The 15,057-nt window shown below is 41.2% G+C and carries 12 protein-coding genes; 3 read left to right on the top strand and 9 right to left on the bottom strand.

All coding sequences use genetic code 11. From position 1 onward, the window contains the following. Window positions 1-9: 9 nt before the first annotated feature. The 8 genes from AQ505_RS11680 to AQ505_RS11715 all read right to left on the bottom strand — a co-directional run bounded on the left by AQ505_RS11680 (window position 10) and on the right by AQ505_RS11715 (window position 10,543). Window positions 10-3,213, bottom strand: a complete 3,204-nt coding sequence (locus tag AQ505_RS11680; protein WP_062548342.1) for a SusC/RagA family TonB-linked outer membrane protein — start codon at window positions 3,211-3,213, stop codon at window positions 10-12. 106 nt (window positions 3,214-3,319) lie between these two features. Beyond that, entirely contained in the window at window positions 3,320-4,072 is a 753-nt protein-coding gene (locus AQ505_RS11685) for an SDR family NAD(P)-dependent oxidoreductase (RefSeq protein ID WP_062548343.1), read from the bottom strand. Between the two features lie 11 nt (window positions 4,073-4,083). Further along, entirely contained in the window at window positions 4,084-5,370 is a 1,287-nt protein-coding gene (locus tag AQ505_RS11690; protein WP_062548344.1) for an MFS transporter, read from the bottom strand. Window positions 5,371-5,394: 24 nt separating this feature from the next. Further along, window positions 5,395-6,273, bottom strand: a complete 879-nt coding sequence (locus AQ505_RS11695; RefSeq protein WP_062548345.1) for an alpha/beta hydrolase — start codon at window positions 6,271-6,273, stop codon at window positions 5,395-5,397. Between the two features lie 34 nt (window positions 6,274-6,307). After that, window positions 6,308-6,646 (bottom strand): cupin domain-containing protein, encoded by a 339-nt coding sequence (locus AQ505_RS11700; RefSeq protein WP_062550988.1) that lies wholly within the window; start codon window positions 6,644-6,646, stop codon window positions 6,308-6,310. Beyond that, a complete protein-coding gene (locus AQ505_RS11705; RefSeq protein WP_231635079.1) occupies window positions 6,633-8,702 on the bottom strand; it encodes a heparinase II/III domain-containing protein in 2,070 nt (689 codons plus the stop codon). The genes AQ505_RS11700 and AQ505_RS11705 overlap by 14 nt, the downstream gene beginning before the upstream one ends. 143 nt (window positions 8,703-8,845) lie before the next feature. After that, window positions 8,846-9,583, bottom strand: a complete 738-nt coding sequence (locus AQ505_RS11710) for a FadR/GntR family transcriptional regulator (RefSeq protein WP_062548347.1) — start codon at window positions 9,581-9,583, stop codon at window positions 8,846-8,848. A gap of 78 nt (window positions 9,584-9,661) precedes the next feature. Continuing rightward, window positions 9,662-10,543, bottom strand: a complete 882-nt coding sequence (locus AQ505_RS11715) for a heparin lyase I family protein (RefSeq protein ID WP_062548348.1) — start codon at window positions 10,541-10,543, stop codon at window positions 9,662-9,664. 393 nt (window positions 10,544-10,936) lie between these two features. Between AQ505_RS11715 and AQ505_RS11720 the strand changes: the two genes are divergently transcribed. The 3 genes from AQ505_RS11720 to AQ505_RS11730 all read left to right on the top strand — a co-directional run bounded on the left by AQ505_RS11720 (window position 10,937) and on the right by AQ505_RS11730 (window position 14,440). After that, on the top strand, window positions 10,937-11,977 hold the full coding sequence (locus tag AQ505_RS11720) for a linear amide C-N hydrolase (protein ID WP_062548349.1): 1,041 nt from the start codon (window positions 10,937-10,939) through the stop codon (window positions 11,975-11,977). Window positions 11,978-12,203: 226 nt separating this feature from the next. Beyond that, entirely contained in the window at window positions 12,204-13,952 is a 1,749-nt protein-coding gene (locus tag AQ505_RS11725; protein ID WP_157262321.1) for a hypothetical protein, read from the top strand. Window positions 13,953-13,984: 32 nt separating this feature from the next. Continuing rightward, window positions 13,985-14,440, top strand: a complete 456-nt coding sequence (locus tag AQ505_RS11730) for a S41 family peptidase (RefSeq protein WP_197286363.1) — start codon at window positions 13,985-13,987, stop codon at window positions 14,438-14,440. Between the two features lie 32 nt (window positions 14,441-14,472). On the opposite strand, the gene AQ505_RS11735 is transcribed toward AQ505_RS11730, so the two are convergent. Further along, complete coding sequence (locus tag AQ505_RS11735) at window positions 14,473-15,006, bottom strand: dihydrofolate reductase family protein (protein ID WP_062548352.1); 534 nt, start codon at window positions 15,004-15,006, stop codon at window positions 14,473-14,475. Window positions 15,007-15,057: the final 51 nt, after the last annotated feature.

Raw genomic sequence — 15,057 nt, forward strand, 5'->3', positions numbered from 1 at the left:
GGTTTATACCTAGAAATTAACATCTAATCCAAAAGTGTAAGTTCTGGCGATTGGGAATGCACCGCGTTGGTAGCCGCTCACCAGTGGCGACGCATAGGCTGAGCTGGTGGTTCTGGCTTCCGGGTTAATTCCCCTATAGCTTTTTCCCATCAGGTAAAGTACATTATCAATGGAGCTGTAGAGCCTTACACCGTTTACACCCATTTTTTTAGCGATTTTATTGGGCAGGGAATAACCAATGATAATGTTCCGTAAAGCCGCATAAGAAGCATCTTCGATCACATAATCTGTGAGCAGCCAGTTCTCGCCATTGGTATAATAAGGAGTCTTGCCGTCTCCAGGGTAGGCGGCGCTAATCCAGCGGTTTTCAGTAAAATTCTTATTGTATTTTCTGGACTCATTATAGTTGGCATCGCCATTAATGACACTTCCACCTTGTACGCCCTGGATCATAATGTTCAGGTCAAAACCTTTGTATTTAAAAGAGTTGTTGATGCCCCAGGTGAAATCTGGAAAGGGACTGCCAATGATGACACGGTCGTTCACATCAATTTTCTGATCGCCATTTGCATCTACATATTTTAAACCTCCGGCAGCGAAATATTTGGAAAGGGTAGAGGTTTGTCCGCTGGCTTTAGCGGCATTGATTTCTTCCTGAGAAGTCCAGATGCCATCTGTTTGATAACCGAAAAACTGAATGGCTGGCTTGCCTACAATAGCCGCATAGATTTCATTGCGCTCGCCATAATTGTATTGGAAGGGCTCGCCGCCTAATTCCAGCAATTTGTTTCTGTTTCCTGCAATGTTAAAGCTGGTGGTCCAGCTGAAATTTTTATTTTTTATCGTGTTGGCACTGAATTCTAACTCCAGACCTTGATTCCTGATCTTTCCGGCATTGTTAATGTATTCAAATGATCCGCTGAAAGACTGTGTAGATTGTTTGTACAGCAGGCGGTCGGTCACCGCGTTATAGTACTCTAAAGTAAGGGAAAACCGGTCTTTAAAGAAGCCAAAGTCGATCCCTGAATTGAATTCAAAAGTTCTTTCCCAGGTAATGTCTGGATTTGCTAAAACATCGCTATTTGGAGATAGTCCTAGACCTACCGATCCAGTACCAGAACCAAATGAATAATTACCCGGATACAGCAGGTTCACAAAAGAGAAACTTGGGATGTTATTGTTCCCTGTGGCACCGTAACTGGCCCTTAATTTCAGGTTACTCACCCAGTTCACATTTTTCATGAAGTTCTCTTTTCCAATGCCCCAGCCTGCAGAAACCGCAGGGAAGGAACCGTATTTTTGTCCCTTAGCAAAATAAGAACTGCCATCAGTTCTGAAACTGGCAGAGAAAAGGTATTTGTTTTTATAATCGTAGGTCATCCTGCCCAGATAGGAAATTAAGCCAACGCGGTCTTCTAGTGTTTTCGTTAGTGCCTGATCAATTTGACCGGCTTGATTTAAAGTCTTAAAGTTGTCTGTCGGGAAGTTCCTGCCCACCATATTACTTTCCTTAATTTTAGTTTGCTGGGTGGTATAACCTAGCAATCCTGTGAAATGGTGATTGCCTTTTGTTAAGGTGTAATTCAGGGTATTCTCCCATAAAAAATCCAGGTATTGTTTGTTGTATATGGTCGCTTCGTTTACGTCTCCATCTTTACGCGCATTGGATAGGGTGAAGGTGGAGTTTTCCTGATTGGTATAATATCCACCTACAGAAGTCTTGAAGATCAGTCCTTTTAAAATGTTGATACTTAGGTCTCCACCACCCAGCATTCGATAGTTTTCCTGCGATCTGTTTTCTCTTCCTGCAATTGAGGCTGGGGTATTGTTGCTGGTGGCAAAAGGTTCAACCGGACCGTTGCTGTTCCAGGTGGTTCCATCTGGCATCAGGCCAGAATAACTCAGGCCATTAAAATGTCTTGCCTGTACAAAATCCCCTGCATTAATATTTGCCCATTGCGAATTTTGCTGCACATAGGCTGCGGTAAAATCATCATGATACACAGGAAGGAAGGAGCCAAACCTAAAGTAGTCGGTAAAATTAACGGCTGGTCGCTGTGTTTTTATATAGGATGGGTTGAAGTTGAAACTGAAGGTGACTTTCTTGCTGAGCGCACCGTCTACTTTTGCTTTTACATTTAATCGGGTATTTTCACTGTATTTTAATACCGCTTCGTCTTTTTGTCCGCTGGCAGACAAATAGTATTTCAGGTCTTTTTTACCACCGGAAATACCCAGCTGAATATTTTTGATTGCAGCCTCCTGGAGCGCTTCACGCTGCCAGTCGGTAGGGCCGCCTGCAATTTGATTTTCTATGACATAAGCAGCCCGTTCAGCAGGGGTAATTAGATTTTTTAAATTAGCAGGTACTGTCGGATCATTTTCCCGCAATGCAGCATCTGCAAAGAGCTGATTGGTATATTCGGTCACGCTCATGATCGGGTTCAGCTCGTAAGGTTTTTTAAAGCCGTAATAAGTTTTAAAAGTGTATCTGGGTTTATCAGAAACACCGCTTTTGGTGGTAATTAAGATCACCCCATTTGCTGCTCTGGAGCCATAAATAGCACTGGAAGCTGCATCTTTAAGCACTTCAATAGACTCTACATCCTGTGGATTCACGAAAGAAAGTCCATCAGGAACGGGATAGCCATCTACTACTACCAGAGGTTGAGAACCTGCACTGATGGAACTGAATCCTCTCACCCTGACTACAGGATCTGCGCCTACTTCTGAGCTTACATTTTGGATGGTTACCCCGGCAATTTTCCCGATCAGGGCATTGTCTAGTCTGGAGGTAGGAATCTCATCCAGGTTGTCATTTTTCAATTTACTGACAGCACCGGTCACAGAAGATTTTTTCTGGCTTCCATAACCAATCACCACCACCTCATCCATGACGTTCTTAATTTCCTGAAGCGTGATGGTCACGTTTTCCGCCTTTGTCACAGGATAGGCCTGCGGCTGGTAACCGACGTAGTTAAATACCAGCAATTTTCCGGTTTCAACAGTAATGGTAAATTCACCTTTGGGATTGGTCATGGTGCCCTGTTTCCCGTCTTTTACTTTTACTGAAGCGCCTGGTAAGGTTTCTCCCGTTTCAGTTTTTACCACACCCTGAACCTTTACTTTTGTTTGAGCAAGAGCAGTATTCATAAACAGCAGGCAAGTAAATAATACTGCAAGCAGAATAGATTGCAAATAAAATTTTTTCATATTAGTTTCTATTTGGTTAGAAGGTCAGTTGCTGATGTCTACCTGAGTTTGGGCTGGTAGAAAACTGCGAGTATGGTCAGCAAATTAATTGCTGACCATTCAATATTTAGGAGAAGAATAATCCTCCGTTAATGTCAATATTTGTTCCGGTGATATAGCTGGAATCATCAGAAGCAAGGTAAATGATCAGATCTGCTACTTCCTTAGATTCCCCTTCACGTTTGATCAGGGTGGCTTTGGCTACATTCACGCGCACTTCAGGCTTGCTAAAAGTATCATGGAACGTGGTGGCAATCATACCCGGTAAAACGGCATTCACACGAATCCCACTTGCACCTAACTCTTTGGCAAGGGCACGGGTATAGGTCATTACACCGCCTTTTGCAGTGGCATAGGCACTGGCACCCGGACCACCGCCATCTCTACCGGCAAGGGAAGATAAGTTGATGATCGAAGAACCGGCAGGCATTGCTGGAATAGTTGCTTTCGACATCAGGAATACACTTTTCAAGTTGAGGTCCATCACTTTATCCCAGAATTCTTCATCTAGTTCTGCAGTTGTTTTTCTGGCCACCATTCCACCGGCAACATTCACCAGAATATTGATTTCTTCGCCAAAGGCCTGTTTGGTCTGTTCCACAAGATCCAGGGTTTCGGGAGATTTGGTGACATCGGCTTTCACTATAATCGCTGTTCCGCCTGCCTCTTGTATCAGTTTGAGGGTTTCTTCCGCATTCTCTACACTGCCATGGTAGTTGATCACTACTTTGGCTCCTTGTGCAGCTAAGCCGATAGAAACTGCCCTACCTATATCTCTTGATCCACCAGTTACAATTGCTACTTTATTTTTTAGACGCATAATTAATTTATTTATGAAATGATTATTTTTTTTGAGGTGATGTATTTAATACAAATCCAGGTAATTGGCACGAGTACAGCGGCCAGTACAAAGAAGGATTCATAGCTTGTTTTTGTAATAATGGGTACTGCCCATGTGGTTAATAAAGTACCGGCAACGGCTGCTGTTCCGCCCATTCCAGCTACTGTGCCCACATTCTTTCCATGGAAATAATCGCTGGGCAGGGTTTGGATATTGCCGATCAGAAATTGAAATCCGAATAGGGTAGCACCGATCAGCAGCATGGCCAGCGTTGGGTTTTCTTTGAGGGTAGCCAGGAAATAGACGATGGCAATCAATGCACTGATCATAATGGCACAGCCGATGGCAATGGCATCTTTTCTGGCTTTTACTGCGTTCACACCTCTTTTAATGCGCCATGAAGAATAATAACCACCCATTAAACTGCCTACTGCCGCGAATAAATAAGGCAGCCAGGTAAAGGCACCGATCTGCTTGATGTCAAACATAAACTGCTCCTTTAAGAAGGTCGGCAGCCAGGTGACAAAAAGCCACCAGACCGGGTCAATGAAAAACCTGCCCATCAGGATGCCCCAGGTATTCCTGAACTTCAATAATTCTTTCCAGGTTAGTACAGGAGCGAGGTCAGTTGCTGCTGCAGCATTGCTGTCTTCATCCAGGATATATACCCTTTCTTTCTCTGTGATCCAACTGTGCTTATCCGGGGTGGCTTTGTTGATAAACCACCATGGAATCACCCAAATCAAACCCAATGCGCCAATCAGTACGAAAGTGGTTTTCCATCCGAAAGCGATATAGAGCAGGGCGATAATCGGTGCAGAGATCACGGATCCCATGGCCGCTCCCGCACCAAAAATCCCCTGTGCAATTGCACGCTCTTTAACCGGAAACCATTCTGCATTACTTTTTGTAGCCCCAGGCCAGTTTCCAGCTTCACTAAATCCCAGCATAAAGCGGAAGATGTTGAAGGAAAACAGGGTTCTGGCAAAAGCATGTAAAGCAATGGAAACACTCCAGCTCAGGATAGAAATGGTCATTCCTAACCTTGTGCCCAGCGCATCCATCATTTTTCCCGTAAACGTTTGCCCAAGTGCATACGCAATCATGAAAAAAGTAGTGATTAATGCGAGTGCATTTTTATTGTCTTCATCGGTAATTCCGAAGTCTTTATAGATGTAAGGCCATAAAATATTAATGGCACTTCTATCGATGTAATTGATTACCGTTGCAAGGGCAATCAGCGCTATAATGTACCATCTTAATCCTTTGATCTTCATTTCTTAATCTAATTTTGGAGTATGTTAAAGTCCTAAGCTCTTCAGGAAGGCCATTATTTTTGTATCGACCATGCTGTTGTCTTCTTTAGGAAACTTGCCATGCAGACCGTCTTTTACGATAACCAATTCACTTTTTACGCCCATTTTGTCAAACTGTTCTTTTAAAGCAATGGATTGCTGATAAGGGACAGTAGGATCTGCATCACCATGTACAATAAAGGTGGGTGGACTGGTTTTTTTAACCTGGTATAAAGGGGATACTGATTTGGTAAAAGCATCATCTTTAGCTTTTGCGCCCAACCAGCTTGTGGCCGATTTACTGGTTTTAATCGGTCCATAAGCCCAATCCCAGACATCAGTAATTCCGTATTTGTCAATAATGGCGGCTACCTTTACCGGTGTTGCCGATTTACAATTGGTGTCAAATACAGGGTTGTTTTCTAAAAGTCCAGCCATTAAAGCCAGGTGACCACCAGCGGAACCGCCCATAATGACGATCTTATTCGGATCGATGTTTAGCTTTTTCGCATTGTTGATGATGTAAATTAAGGCACATCTGGTGTCTTCAATAGCTGCCGGAGCAGTAGCAACCCCAGTAAGGCGATATTCAATATTGGCCACTGCATAGCCATTTTTGAAGAAGCGGCTAAAACCAGTTTGAGATTCTTTAGTGCCTTTATTCCAGCCACCACCGTGTACGTTGATCACCACTGGGCTAGGGGCTTTGCTCATGTCCGGTAAATAAAGATCCAGTTTGCCTTCCCAATCGCCAACTTTGGTATAAACGACATTTAGCTGTTCCGTAAATCCATTAGGATATTGAACTTTTTTAAGCTCAATTTCTTGCGAATAGCCCTTGAAATTTAGGCATAGTAGTCCACATAATATGAATATTGCTTTCATAATTTATTGATTTTAAGTAAGTTGATTTATTTCTTTATTTCAGAAAGTCTTCGCGATGTGGGCTGAAAACATCTATTAATATTCCTGGTTCAATACAGGTACATCCATGTATTTCATGAGGAGGTACATAGTATCCATCACCTTTTCTGATGATGCGTACATTATCACCAATGGTCATTTCGAAAACACCGCTGTCTACATAAGTGACCTGTGTATGGTGATGTTCATGTAAAACCCCAACGGCCCCTGCTTCAAATCTTGCCTTTACCAGCATGATTCTGTCATCGTAACCATAAACTTTCCTGGTCACACCATTCCCCAGGTCCTCCCAGGTGGTTTCTTCTTCAATCTGAAATAAATTACTTTGTATCATCTGCATTTGTTAGTTGTATATAATTGTCCTTATCCTGGTAGTTGATCTGATAGTGATAAACCTTCCCTTTAACTTTAAATGAAACCACTACTTTTTGCGCATCGGCGCTGTTAACCATCAAGTCGCTGACCACACTCTTAGCGCCGACTGTAGTTTCGCTGACTGGATTTGTTTGTCCATGCGCTTCGGTGATGGTAAAGAATACTTGATTGCTGGCTTGTTTTTGAGAAAGCAAAAATGCTTTGCTTTCTACCAGATTCATCTCCGGATCATTGGCCCCCAGAGAGATCAGTTTTACCTGAATAGGGGAGTCTGTGGCAAAATGTGTGGTGTAAAAACGTTTGTTGTTGAGTATGCTAATATATCCGCCAGTTTCAGGTACATTTTGTTCCGCATTCAGCCAGATATGCTCGTAGCCATATTTGCTGCCCAGCGCTTTTAAATTGTTGGTATAGGCATTGATTTTAAAAGAAGCATCGATTAAATTCCCTTTGTACCAAAATGGAAGGTCATATTGATGAGGTTTTGAAGATAAGGCCTGGAAAATATCCAGTAACAGTGGTTTCGATAATGCCGGTACCTTGATCAGCGCTGAAGTTCGTTTCATGTTGACTCCCTGGTAGGCGTTTTCTTCCATTGCACTGACCACCTGCTGGTTTTTTTGATCATTAAAGAAAAGTTTAACCGCTGGATGTTCCTGTGCTTGCTGCCAGTCTCCTTTGAAATTAGAAGTCTGATCTACTACCATTGTATTGTGCGCAATGGTTTGTTTTGCCCAGGTTTTGTTCTCAGGAAGGTAATCTCCACCTTTTTTAGCTTCAATATTCATGAAACGTGCGGCACCATAATCAGGGAAAACCTCCACGTTATTGTCGTAGTATAAAATGTTTAAGCGGTCAAAATGTCCATGTCCCATTCCCTGGGAAGCTGCTTTTAGTAATAAACACTGCTGGTCGCTGTTTTTACCATACCTTAAGATTCCTAAACCTCCATCCTGTCCATTCGCGCCATCGCCAATCCATTGGGATTGATAAACAAAAGGTTTTGTTTTATTCTCCTGCAGGGCTGCGGCTATTTTCAAACCTGCATCTGAAACGACCACCTGACCTTGTTTTTGAACGATGTCGAGTAATTCAGGCTGCGCTTTAATGTCAGCGTAAGCAATATCCACCCCGTAAACCAATTCTGCTGATTCATAAGTTTTGTCTTTAATGGCATCATTAATTGGAAAGAAGACGCCATTGGTATAGGTGAGCTGCAGTGAAGTCTGAATTGCTTTTGCGAGCAGCTGATTGCGGTATTCAAAGATTCGGAGTTCTGGTTGGTAGTTGTTGATCGCCTTTGCAAAAATAACAAATGGCAATAGTGCATATCGTTGGTAATAAGGCCCTTCAGTATAGTAGCCATCTGGAGAAAACAATTGATCTACTTGTGCTAAATAACCAGTTTTACCGTCTTTTTTAGATCCCTTAATTGCCATTTGAACGTATTCAGGGAGATTCAAAACATATCCTGTCATCCCCACAGCAGCAATATCCCAGGTGCCATGGTTGTGGATTTTATCAAAAGTCTCTTTACAATCGACGGTGAAAAACGTCATCATCGGTTTAAAAAGATGTTTTTCGATTGTTCCCCTGTCTTTCGCAGAAATTGCATCATAAGCAAGGTCATAGCCTTGAATGGTGTACACCTGCCAGACAAAATCATTTAAACTCTGCCAGAATATTTTGCCACCCTGGTGTCCTTCTTTACGTTTAGGGTGGAGCGGCCATTTCTCATACGCTTCTGCGTATTTCAGTAAGATATTGCTGATGTAATCCGCATATTTTTTCTCCGCAGAAATTTGGTAGGCGATTCCGCAATTTAAGATGTGGGTATAGTTCTTTTTATGCTGTTCGTGTGTGTAACCTCCTCCGGCATCTGCGGGAGTAGGGACTACGATTGGCTGACTTAAGGCCAGATCAGCGTCTGTTTTAGCGACTGCATAGGAGCTTTTTAAAATGGGATAGGTCGAAACACCTTTCCTGATCGCAGGTACATTTCCTTTGGTCATCATGAGACCAGGATGTACCTGGGCGACCGCAGGCAATGAAAAATATAGACACAAGCATCCTAATACTAACTTCTTAAAGCAGTTCATAATATGAATTAAAGAAGAGATTGGTCCTGATAAATCAGGAGAAGAATCAAATCATAGGTTTAAATTTTCTGAATTAGTTTTTGCGCAGCAAATCCTGCTCTGCTGATCTGGAACATATCGTCAAGATGTGCCGCAATCGCATTTTCTGCAGCATCAATATCCTGGTCTTCGATGGCTTTAAAAATTAAGCGGTGCTCATTTTTTGCCTGAATGCCACGATTTTCACCGCATATCTTATTTTCTACTATGTTTTTAATGAGGTCTGGGATAAGGATCAGAATCATAGATTCTATGACCGGGTTTTTAGTGGCCCTTGCAATTTTAATGTGGAAGATCATGTCTTCTTCAACGGCATTCTGCCCGCTGTCGATTTTAGATTCATAATCGATCATGGCTTCTTTTAGACTGATCAGGTCTTGTTCTGTTCTTCTTTCGGCAGCCAGTTTGACTGCATCAAGTTCTAAATAATAGCGGGCTTCGAGTAGGGCATTAAAATCATCTTTATTGAATTTTATAATATCAGTAATGATATTGTCCAATACTTTGATACTTAATCCAGATACATAGGTGCCACTTTGAGGGTTAGTGCGTAATAAACCATAGAACTCAAGTTTTAAGATGGCTTCTCTTACATAGCTTCTGCCTACGCCAAATTTTTCAGCAAGCATTCGTTCAGCAGGTAGCCTGTCGCCAGGTTGTAATTGTCCGGAAGTAATCAGAAGTTTCAGCTGGCCAATAATTTTGTCCACAGGTGATTCTATCTCGATTGATTTAATCGTTTCAATAAAAGCTTTCATACGTTATATTTGGTTTACCAATTAATTGGTAAACCAAATATATAAAACATAATTACATTAGCAAAATATTCATCCTTTTTATTTCCCTACCTTTTGAATGCTGAAATCATTGAACCGGATTTCCTCATCTCTTAAATAGCTTTTATCATTTAAGCTCCTGTATAAGCCCCATTTAGGTCTGCAGAAACTGGTTCCCTGGCGCCAAAGGTTCAGGTCTTCTTTTTTAAAATGAAGCAATTCCTGCTGGTCAGTAAGGCGGGTGGCCTTAATCTCATAACTGCCATGTTCAGAAAACAGGACTGTCTCTGTAAATTCAACCCATTGCCCTTCGAAATCTTTAAGGGATACTTCGTGTAATTTTCCCAGACTGCTTTGGTCATTGCCACCGCCATTGTGAATGATCTCCAGTTTATTGCCTGCTTTTTTATTTCTGGCCGTCAGGGTGATGATGGGCATGTCTGCATCGCCATCGCCTGGTTTAATTTGGTGCAGGTGAGAAAATGAAGGGGAGGCTTGAAAATCTTTATCCAGTTTCATTTTCCATTTATAAGTAAAGGTATTGTTCAATGCAGCAATCAGAGAATCCGGTGATTTATCATAGGTTTTGATCTCTATGCGCTGACGGTCCGTTTTTGGGGTGCAGCGGTCGTTATCTGGAGTCACATGGAGAAAAAAAACAAATACGTAAGCATTGAGGTCTTTGTCAAAAACTTGTCGGATGTGTTTTCCGAAAGCCGCATGGCCGCAGTCTGGAACTTCAACCACATCACCAGTACCTCCAAAAACTTTATTGATCAAAGCATAGGTTTCTGTTTTACCATCAGCAGTTAAGGTCACACCTGGATTTAAAATGGCTGTAGCTTCTTTTTTTATCGGCGGAGTTTGTGCGATGTTCTTTTTACAAGCCAGACTCAGGTAGCAAAATGCGATGAGGGTCAGGAGGGATAAGTTCAATTTCATATTGTATATATTTGGTTAACCAAATATATACAATATGAAATAGGGTTCTTATTAAATCTCATATTCTGTTTGGCGATCATATTTTATGTGGTAATCCTATTCAGTTTAGCACTTATATGCTGTTTTAGTATAAGGGTACTTAGCTTCAATTGCCTATTTTTAGGTTATTTTTCTTAAAAGTATTTCTCAAAGATGTAAATGGATTTAAAAAATAGCTTATAGGATTTAATTTCTTAGCTTTATGTAAATGCGTTTATGTATTGAGCTGTCTGATCAGATCCTTTTGCCATTTTGTATCGGTTGTGTTAAAAACGGGCTAATGGATTTTTATTTTTCGATATCAATTACTTAGTAATATAGGATCAAGCTATTTATTAATTAACATCTATCAATATGAAGTATCTTTTCTCTTTTGTTTTTGTAGCATTTCTTTTTATTCAAAAAGAAGCTTTAGCTTGTACACGTGTGGTGTACAAAGGTCCGAATGGAATGGTGCTCACTGCACGAAGTATGGATTGGAAAGATGAAATCTCTGCCAACTTATGGGTATTTCCCAGAGGAATTGCCCGGACTGGAGAGGTTGGTCCGCAATCTTTAAAATGGACTTCCAAGTATGGCAGCGTCATTTCCAGCGCCTGGGACATTGCCACAGTAGATGGGTTAAATGAAAAAGGACTGGTCGCCAATGTATTGTGGCTGGTAGAGTCCAGTTATCCAAAATTTGAACCTGAAGGTAAAAAGAAAGGGATCAGTATTTCGGCCTGGGCACAATATGTATTAGATAATTTTGGTAGTGTAAAAGAAGCGGTAACGGCATTAAAGGATGAACCTTTTGTGGTGGTCAGCGATTATGTACCTGGGACCAAAAAATTCACTACGCTTCATTTGTCTATTTCTGATGCTGCTGGTGATAATGCCATATTTGAATACATCAATGGAAAATTAGTGATTCATCATGATGCTGCTTATACGGTGATGACCAATTCGCCGATATTCGATGAGCAGCTTGCTTTAGATAAGTATTGGGCGGGTATTCCTGGAACAATTATGTTGCCGGGCACCAACCGTGCTGCTGATCGTTTCGTAAGAGCTTCTTATTATATCAAAGCAATTCCACAAACGGAGGATGTCAGGGTTGCTGTGGCGAGTGTATTTAGTGTGATCCGCAATTGTTCTGTTCCATTTGGCATCAGCTCAGAAACGGAACCGAATATTTCTTCCACCCGATGGAGATCTGTAGCAGATCAAAAGAACAAAGTCTATTATTTTGAAAATGTACTGACCCCTGGAACTTTTTGGGTAGACCTTAATAAATTTGATTTAAAGGAAGGAGCGAAATCTATGAAGTTGACCTTGAGTAAAGGAGTAGCTTTAAATGGATTATCAAATCCGGATTTTAAAGCGGCAGAACCTTTTAAATTTTTAGGGATTTAAATCTGCTGAATGTTCTCAGTCTTCCTCAGAAATACCATTCATCTTTCTGTAGGAACCCATTGTTTTTTCTTCAGGGATACGCCGGTTTAAAGCGTATCCCTACACTATGTTTTTTCCATAATACGGTTGCTGATCCAAAGAATCCTACTTTAAAGAAAAGATCCTGATTAACAATATTTAACACTTATCAATCTTGGAAATAATTAGCTTTACTCACCAAAAAATTATGATGTATAAACGCGCTTTCCTCCTGGCATTCTTCTTATTCGTGTGTGGTTACCATAGTAATGCACAAACTGATATCAATGGAAGTTTTGAAAATATAGATGCTAAAACAAGCAGGCCTAAGGGCTGGACTTACGGCTTTAACAAAACACAGGAATCTACTTATCCTACTAAATTAGACAGCCTGATTAAGAAAAAGGGAAAGTATAGCGTTTCTATTGAAAAGAAAGAAGATGGAGAAGGATATAGTGTCATTGAGTCTGTGATCTCAGAGAACTATAAAGGTGGTACGATTGATTTGGTGGGCTATATGAAAACTGAAGACGTAGCTAAAGGATTTGCTGGTATATGGTTAAGATTGGACGGTGAAGGCGGCCGGACGCTGAAGCTAGAAAACATGCAGCAGCAGGCGATAACGGGTACAAATGAATGGAAACAATATTTTATTAAACTACCTTATGAGGGGGATGTGAGAAGCATTCATTTTGGCGGACTGCTGGCTGGAGAGGGGAAAGCCTGGTTTGATGACCTGGAAATATACATTGATGGTAAAAAGATCGAGACCCTAAAACCACGTGCTTTAGCAGCTGCAGAGCGCGATAACGAATTTAATAAAAGCTCAAAAATCCAATCATTTATTCCAAATCAGCAGCAGATTAAAAACATCGCAGTTGCGGGTCAATTCTGGGGCTTTTTAAAATATCATCATCCTTCTATTGCTAAAGGAGATTACAATTGGGATGGGGAATTATTCAGATTTCTGCCCTCGGTAATTGCAGCGAAAAACAACGCAGAATTGAGTACTGCATTGGAAAAATATTTAGACAAATTACCTCCAATAGCAGCCTGTAAATCTTGCAGCAAAACAAGCCGGGTTAGCACCTCTAAACCTAATTATGGCGATTTGTTAAGGGGCAAAGTCTTGAGTCCTTCCATCAGCAAAAAGCTCAGCGATATTCTGAAAAATGCCAGCATTAAAGAAAATTATTATGTCGCGATGAACGATGGGGTTGGCAATCCCAAATTTCAGAACGAACGGGATTATGAAGACATGAAATATCCAGATGCTGGTTACCGTATTTTAAGTTTGTATAGGTATTGGAACATGATCAATTACTTTTTCCCCTATAAATACCAGGTGGATGAAGATTGGAACAAAGTGCTGTATGATTTTGTACCCCAATTTCTGTCTGCAGAAAACGACCTGGGGTATAACTTAGCCGCGTTAAAATTGATTGCAAAAATTAGCGATACACATGCCAATCTTTGGAATAAGCATGGGATATTAGATCAATATAAAGGGATGAATACTGCGCCTTTTAAAGCGACTTTTATAGAGGAAAAACTCATCATTACGGGTTTTTACCTGGATACTTTGGGCATTAAAAATAAGCTGAAAATTGGTGATGAGATCCTGACCATTAATGGTAAAAAAGTTGGCGATCTGGTACAGGAATTTTTACCAGTTACCGCGGCCTCTAATTACGAGACGCAATTGAGGGATTTGCCGAAAGCTTTCTTATTGCGAACCAGCAAGCCAACGATGGCATTGGGATTTAAAAATGAAAAAGAAACTTTTGATCTGGAAGTACCCATGGTCAATATCCGCCTGACGTATAAAAACATCGATTACACCAAGCCGAAGGGCTATCATCTGCTGAATGACAAGCTTGGCTATGTTTATCCTGCAAAATATAAAAACACTGATTTGAATGACATCAAAAAGCTTTTGAAAATACAAATGGGATAGTGATAGATATGCGTTGTTATCCTTCAGATTTCATGCCTTTCACCTTTGGTGAATATATCAAACAAGACAAAACACCTTTTGTAAAGTTTAGCACAGGCAGTGTTGCACAACCAGGGACTTTTGTGATTGGAAAAGACCTGATGAACGGTGGGAATAAGGATGCCTATAAAGGTAAGGTGGTGGTGATTGTAAATGCAGAAAGCCAGAGTAATGCGGAGTACACGACAATGGCTTTCCAGAGTTCTCCAAATGTGAAAGTAATTGGCAGTCAGACGGCAGGAGCTGATGGCAATGTTTCTACCATTGTATTGCCAGGTGGGATATCTTCATGGATTTCTGGAATTGGGGTGTTTTATCCAGATGGTAAGCCCACTCAAAGAGTGGGAGTACGCATAGATTATCCGATTAAACCAACTGTAAAAGGTATAACTGAGGGTAAAGATGAGCTGTTGGAAAAAGCGGTTTCGCTGCTGGAAGCAGGTTGGTAATAGCGGCTTGGTGCTAGGGGGTTAGTGATAGGTTACAGTTCAGTCTTATGAATGCTGTAACGTAGGGATACCAAACCGGTTTTATAAGTTTGGCTTTCCAAAAGTGTCAGTTTATGGCGACTATCCTGCTCCCGGAATAGGGGTTTACCACTGCCAAGTAATATAGGATGAACAGAGAGCCATAATTCATCAACTAGTGCTGCTTTCATGAAGGAGTCACTGAGTTCCGCACCACCATATAACCAGATATCTTTGCCCGGCTGTTCTTTGATCTTTTGGGCCTCGATAATGCTATTTTCGGCGATCAATATCGCGCCATCTCTTACTGTTTTCAAGCTGGAAGAGAACACATATTCTTTCATTCCAGGAACAATTTCCCCATTGTTGTTTTCGGCATGCTGCTGTGCTGCTTCATAACTTTTTCGGCCAATAAAAATGCTGTCTATACGGCCAAAGAACTCGTTTAAGCCATAATCCTGATCTGTAAAACACCAGTCATATTCACCATTCCGGCCCTCAATATATCCATCCAATGTGACTGCTAGGCCTAATATTAATTTTCTCATATCCTTAATGTTTTTGTAAGGCAAAATTGGAAAGATTAGAGGAGCTAAAAT

It is taken from the genome of Pedobacter sp. PACM 27299 (assembly GCF_001412655.1).
Taxonomy (GTDB): Bacteria; Bacteroidota; Bacteroidia; order Sphingobacteriales; family Sphingobacteriaceae; genus Pedobacter.

Excerpts from the sequence above, each read along its gene's own strand:
- AQ505_RS11720 (WP_062548349.1), top strand. The coding sequence starts at position 10,937 with ATGAAGTATCTTTTCTCTTTTGTTTTTGTAGCATTTCTTTTTATTCAA.
- AQ505_RS11690 (WP_062548344.1), bottom strand. The coding sequence starts at position 5,370 with ATGAAGATCAAAGGATTAAGATGGTACATTATAGCGCTGATTGCCCTT.
- AQ505_RS11715 (WP_062548348.1), bottom strand. The coding sequence starts at position 10,543 with ATGAAATTGAACTTATCCCTCCTGACCCTCATCGCATTTTGCTACCTG.
- AQ505_RS11705 (WP_231635079.1), bottom strand. The coding sequence starts at position 8,702 with ATGATGACCAAAGGAAATGTACCTGCGATCAGGAAAGGTGTTTCGACC.
- AQ505_RS11685 (WP_062548343.1), bottom strand. The coding sequence starts at position 4,072 with ATGCGTCTAAAAAATAAAGTAGCAATTGTAACTGGTGGATCAAGAGAT.
- AQ505_RS11730 (WP_197286363.1), top strand. The coding sequence starts at position 13,985 with ATGCCTTTCACCTTTGGTGAATATATCAAACAAGACAAAACACCTTTT.
- AQ505_RS11695 (WP_062548345.1), bottom strand. The coding sequence starts at position 6,273 with ATGAAAGCAATATTCATATTATGTGGACTACTATGCCTAAATTTCAAG.
- AQ505_RS11735 (WP_062548352.1), bottom strand. The coding sequence starts at position 15,006 with ATGAGAAAATTAATATTAGGCCTAGCAGTCACATTGGATGGATATATT.
- AQ505_RS11725 (WP_157262321.1), top strand. The coding sequence starts at position 12,204 with ATGATGTATAAACGCGCTTTCCTCCTGGCATTCTTCTTATTCGTGTGT.
- AQ505_RS11700 (WP_062550988.1), bottom strand. The coding sequence starts at position 6,646 with ATGATACAAAGTAATTTATTTCAGATTGAAGAAGAAACCACCTGGGAG.
- AQ505_RS11710 (WP_062548347.1), bottom strand. The coding sequence starts at position 9,583 with ATGAAAGCTTTTATTGAAACGATTAAATCAATCGAGATAGAATCACCT.
- AQ505_RS11680 (WP_062548342.1), bottom strand. The coding sequence starts at position 3,213 with ATGAAAAAATTTTATTTGCAATCTATTCTGCTTGCAGTATTATTTACT.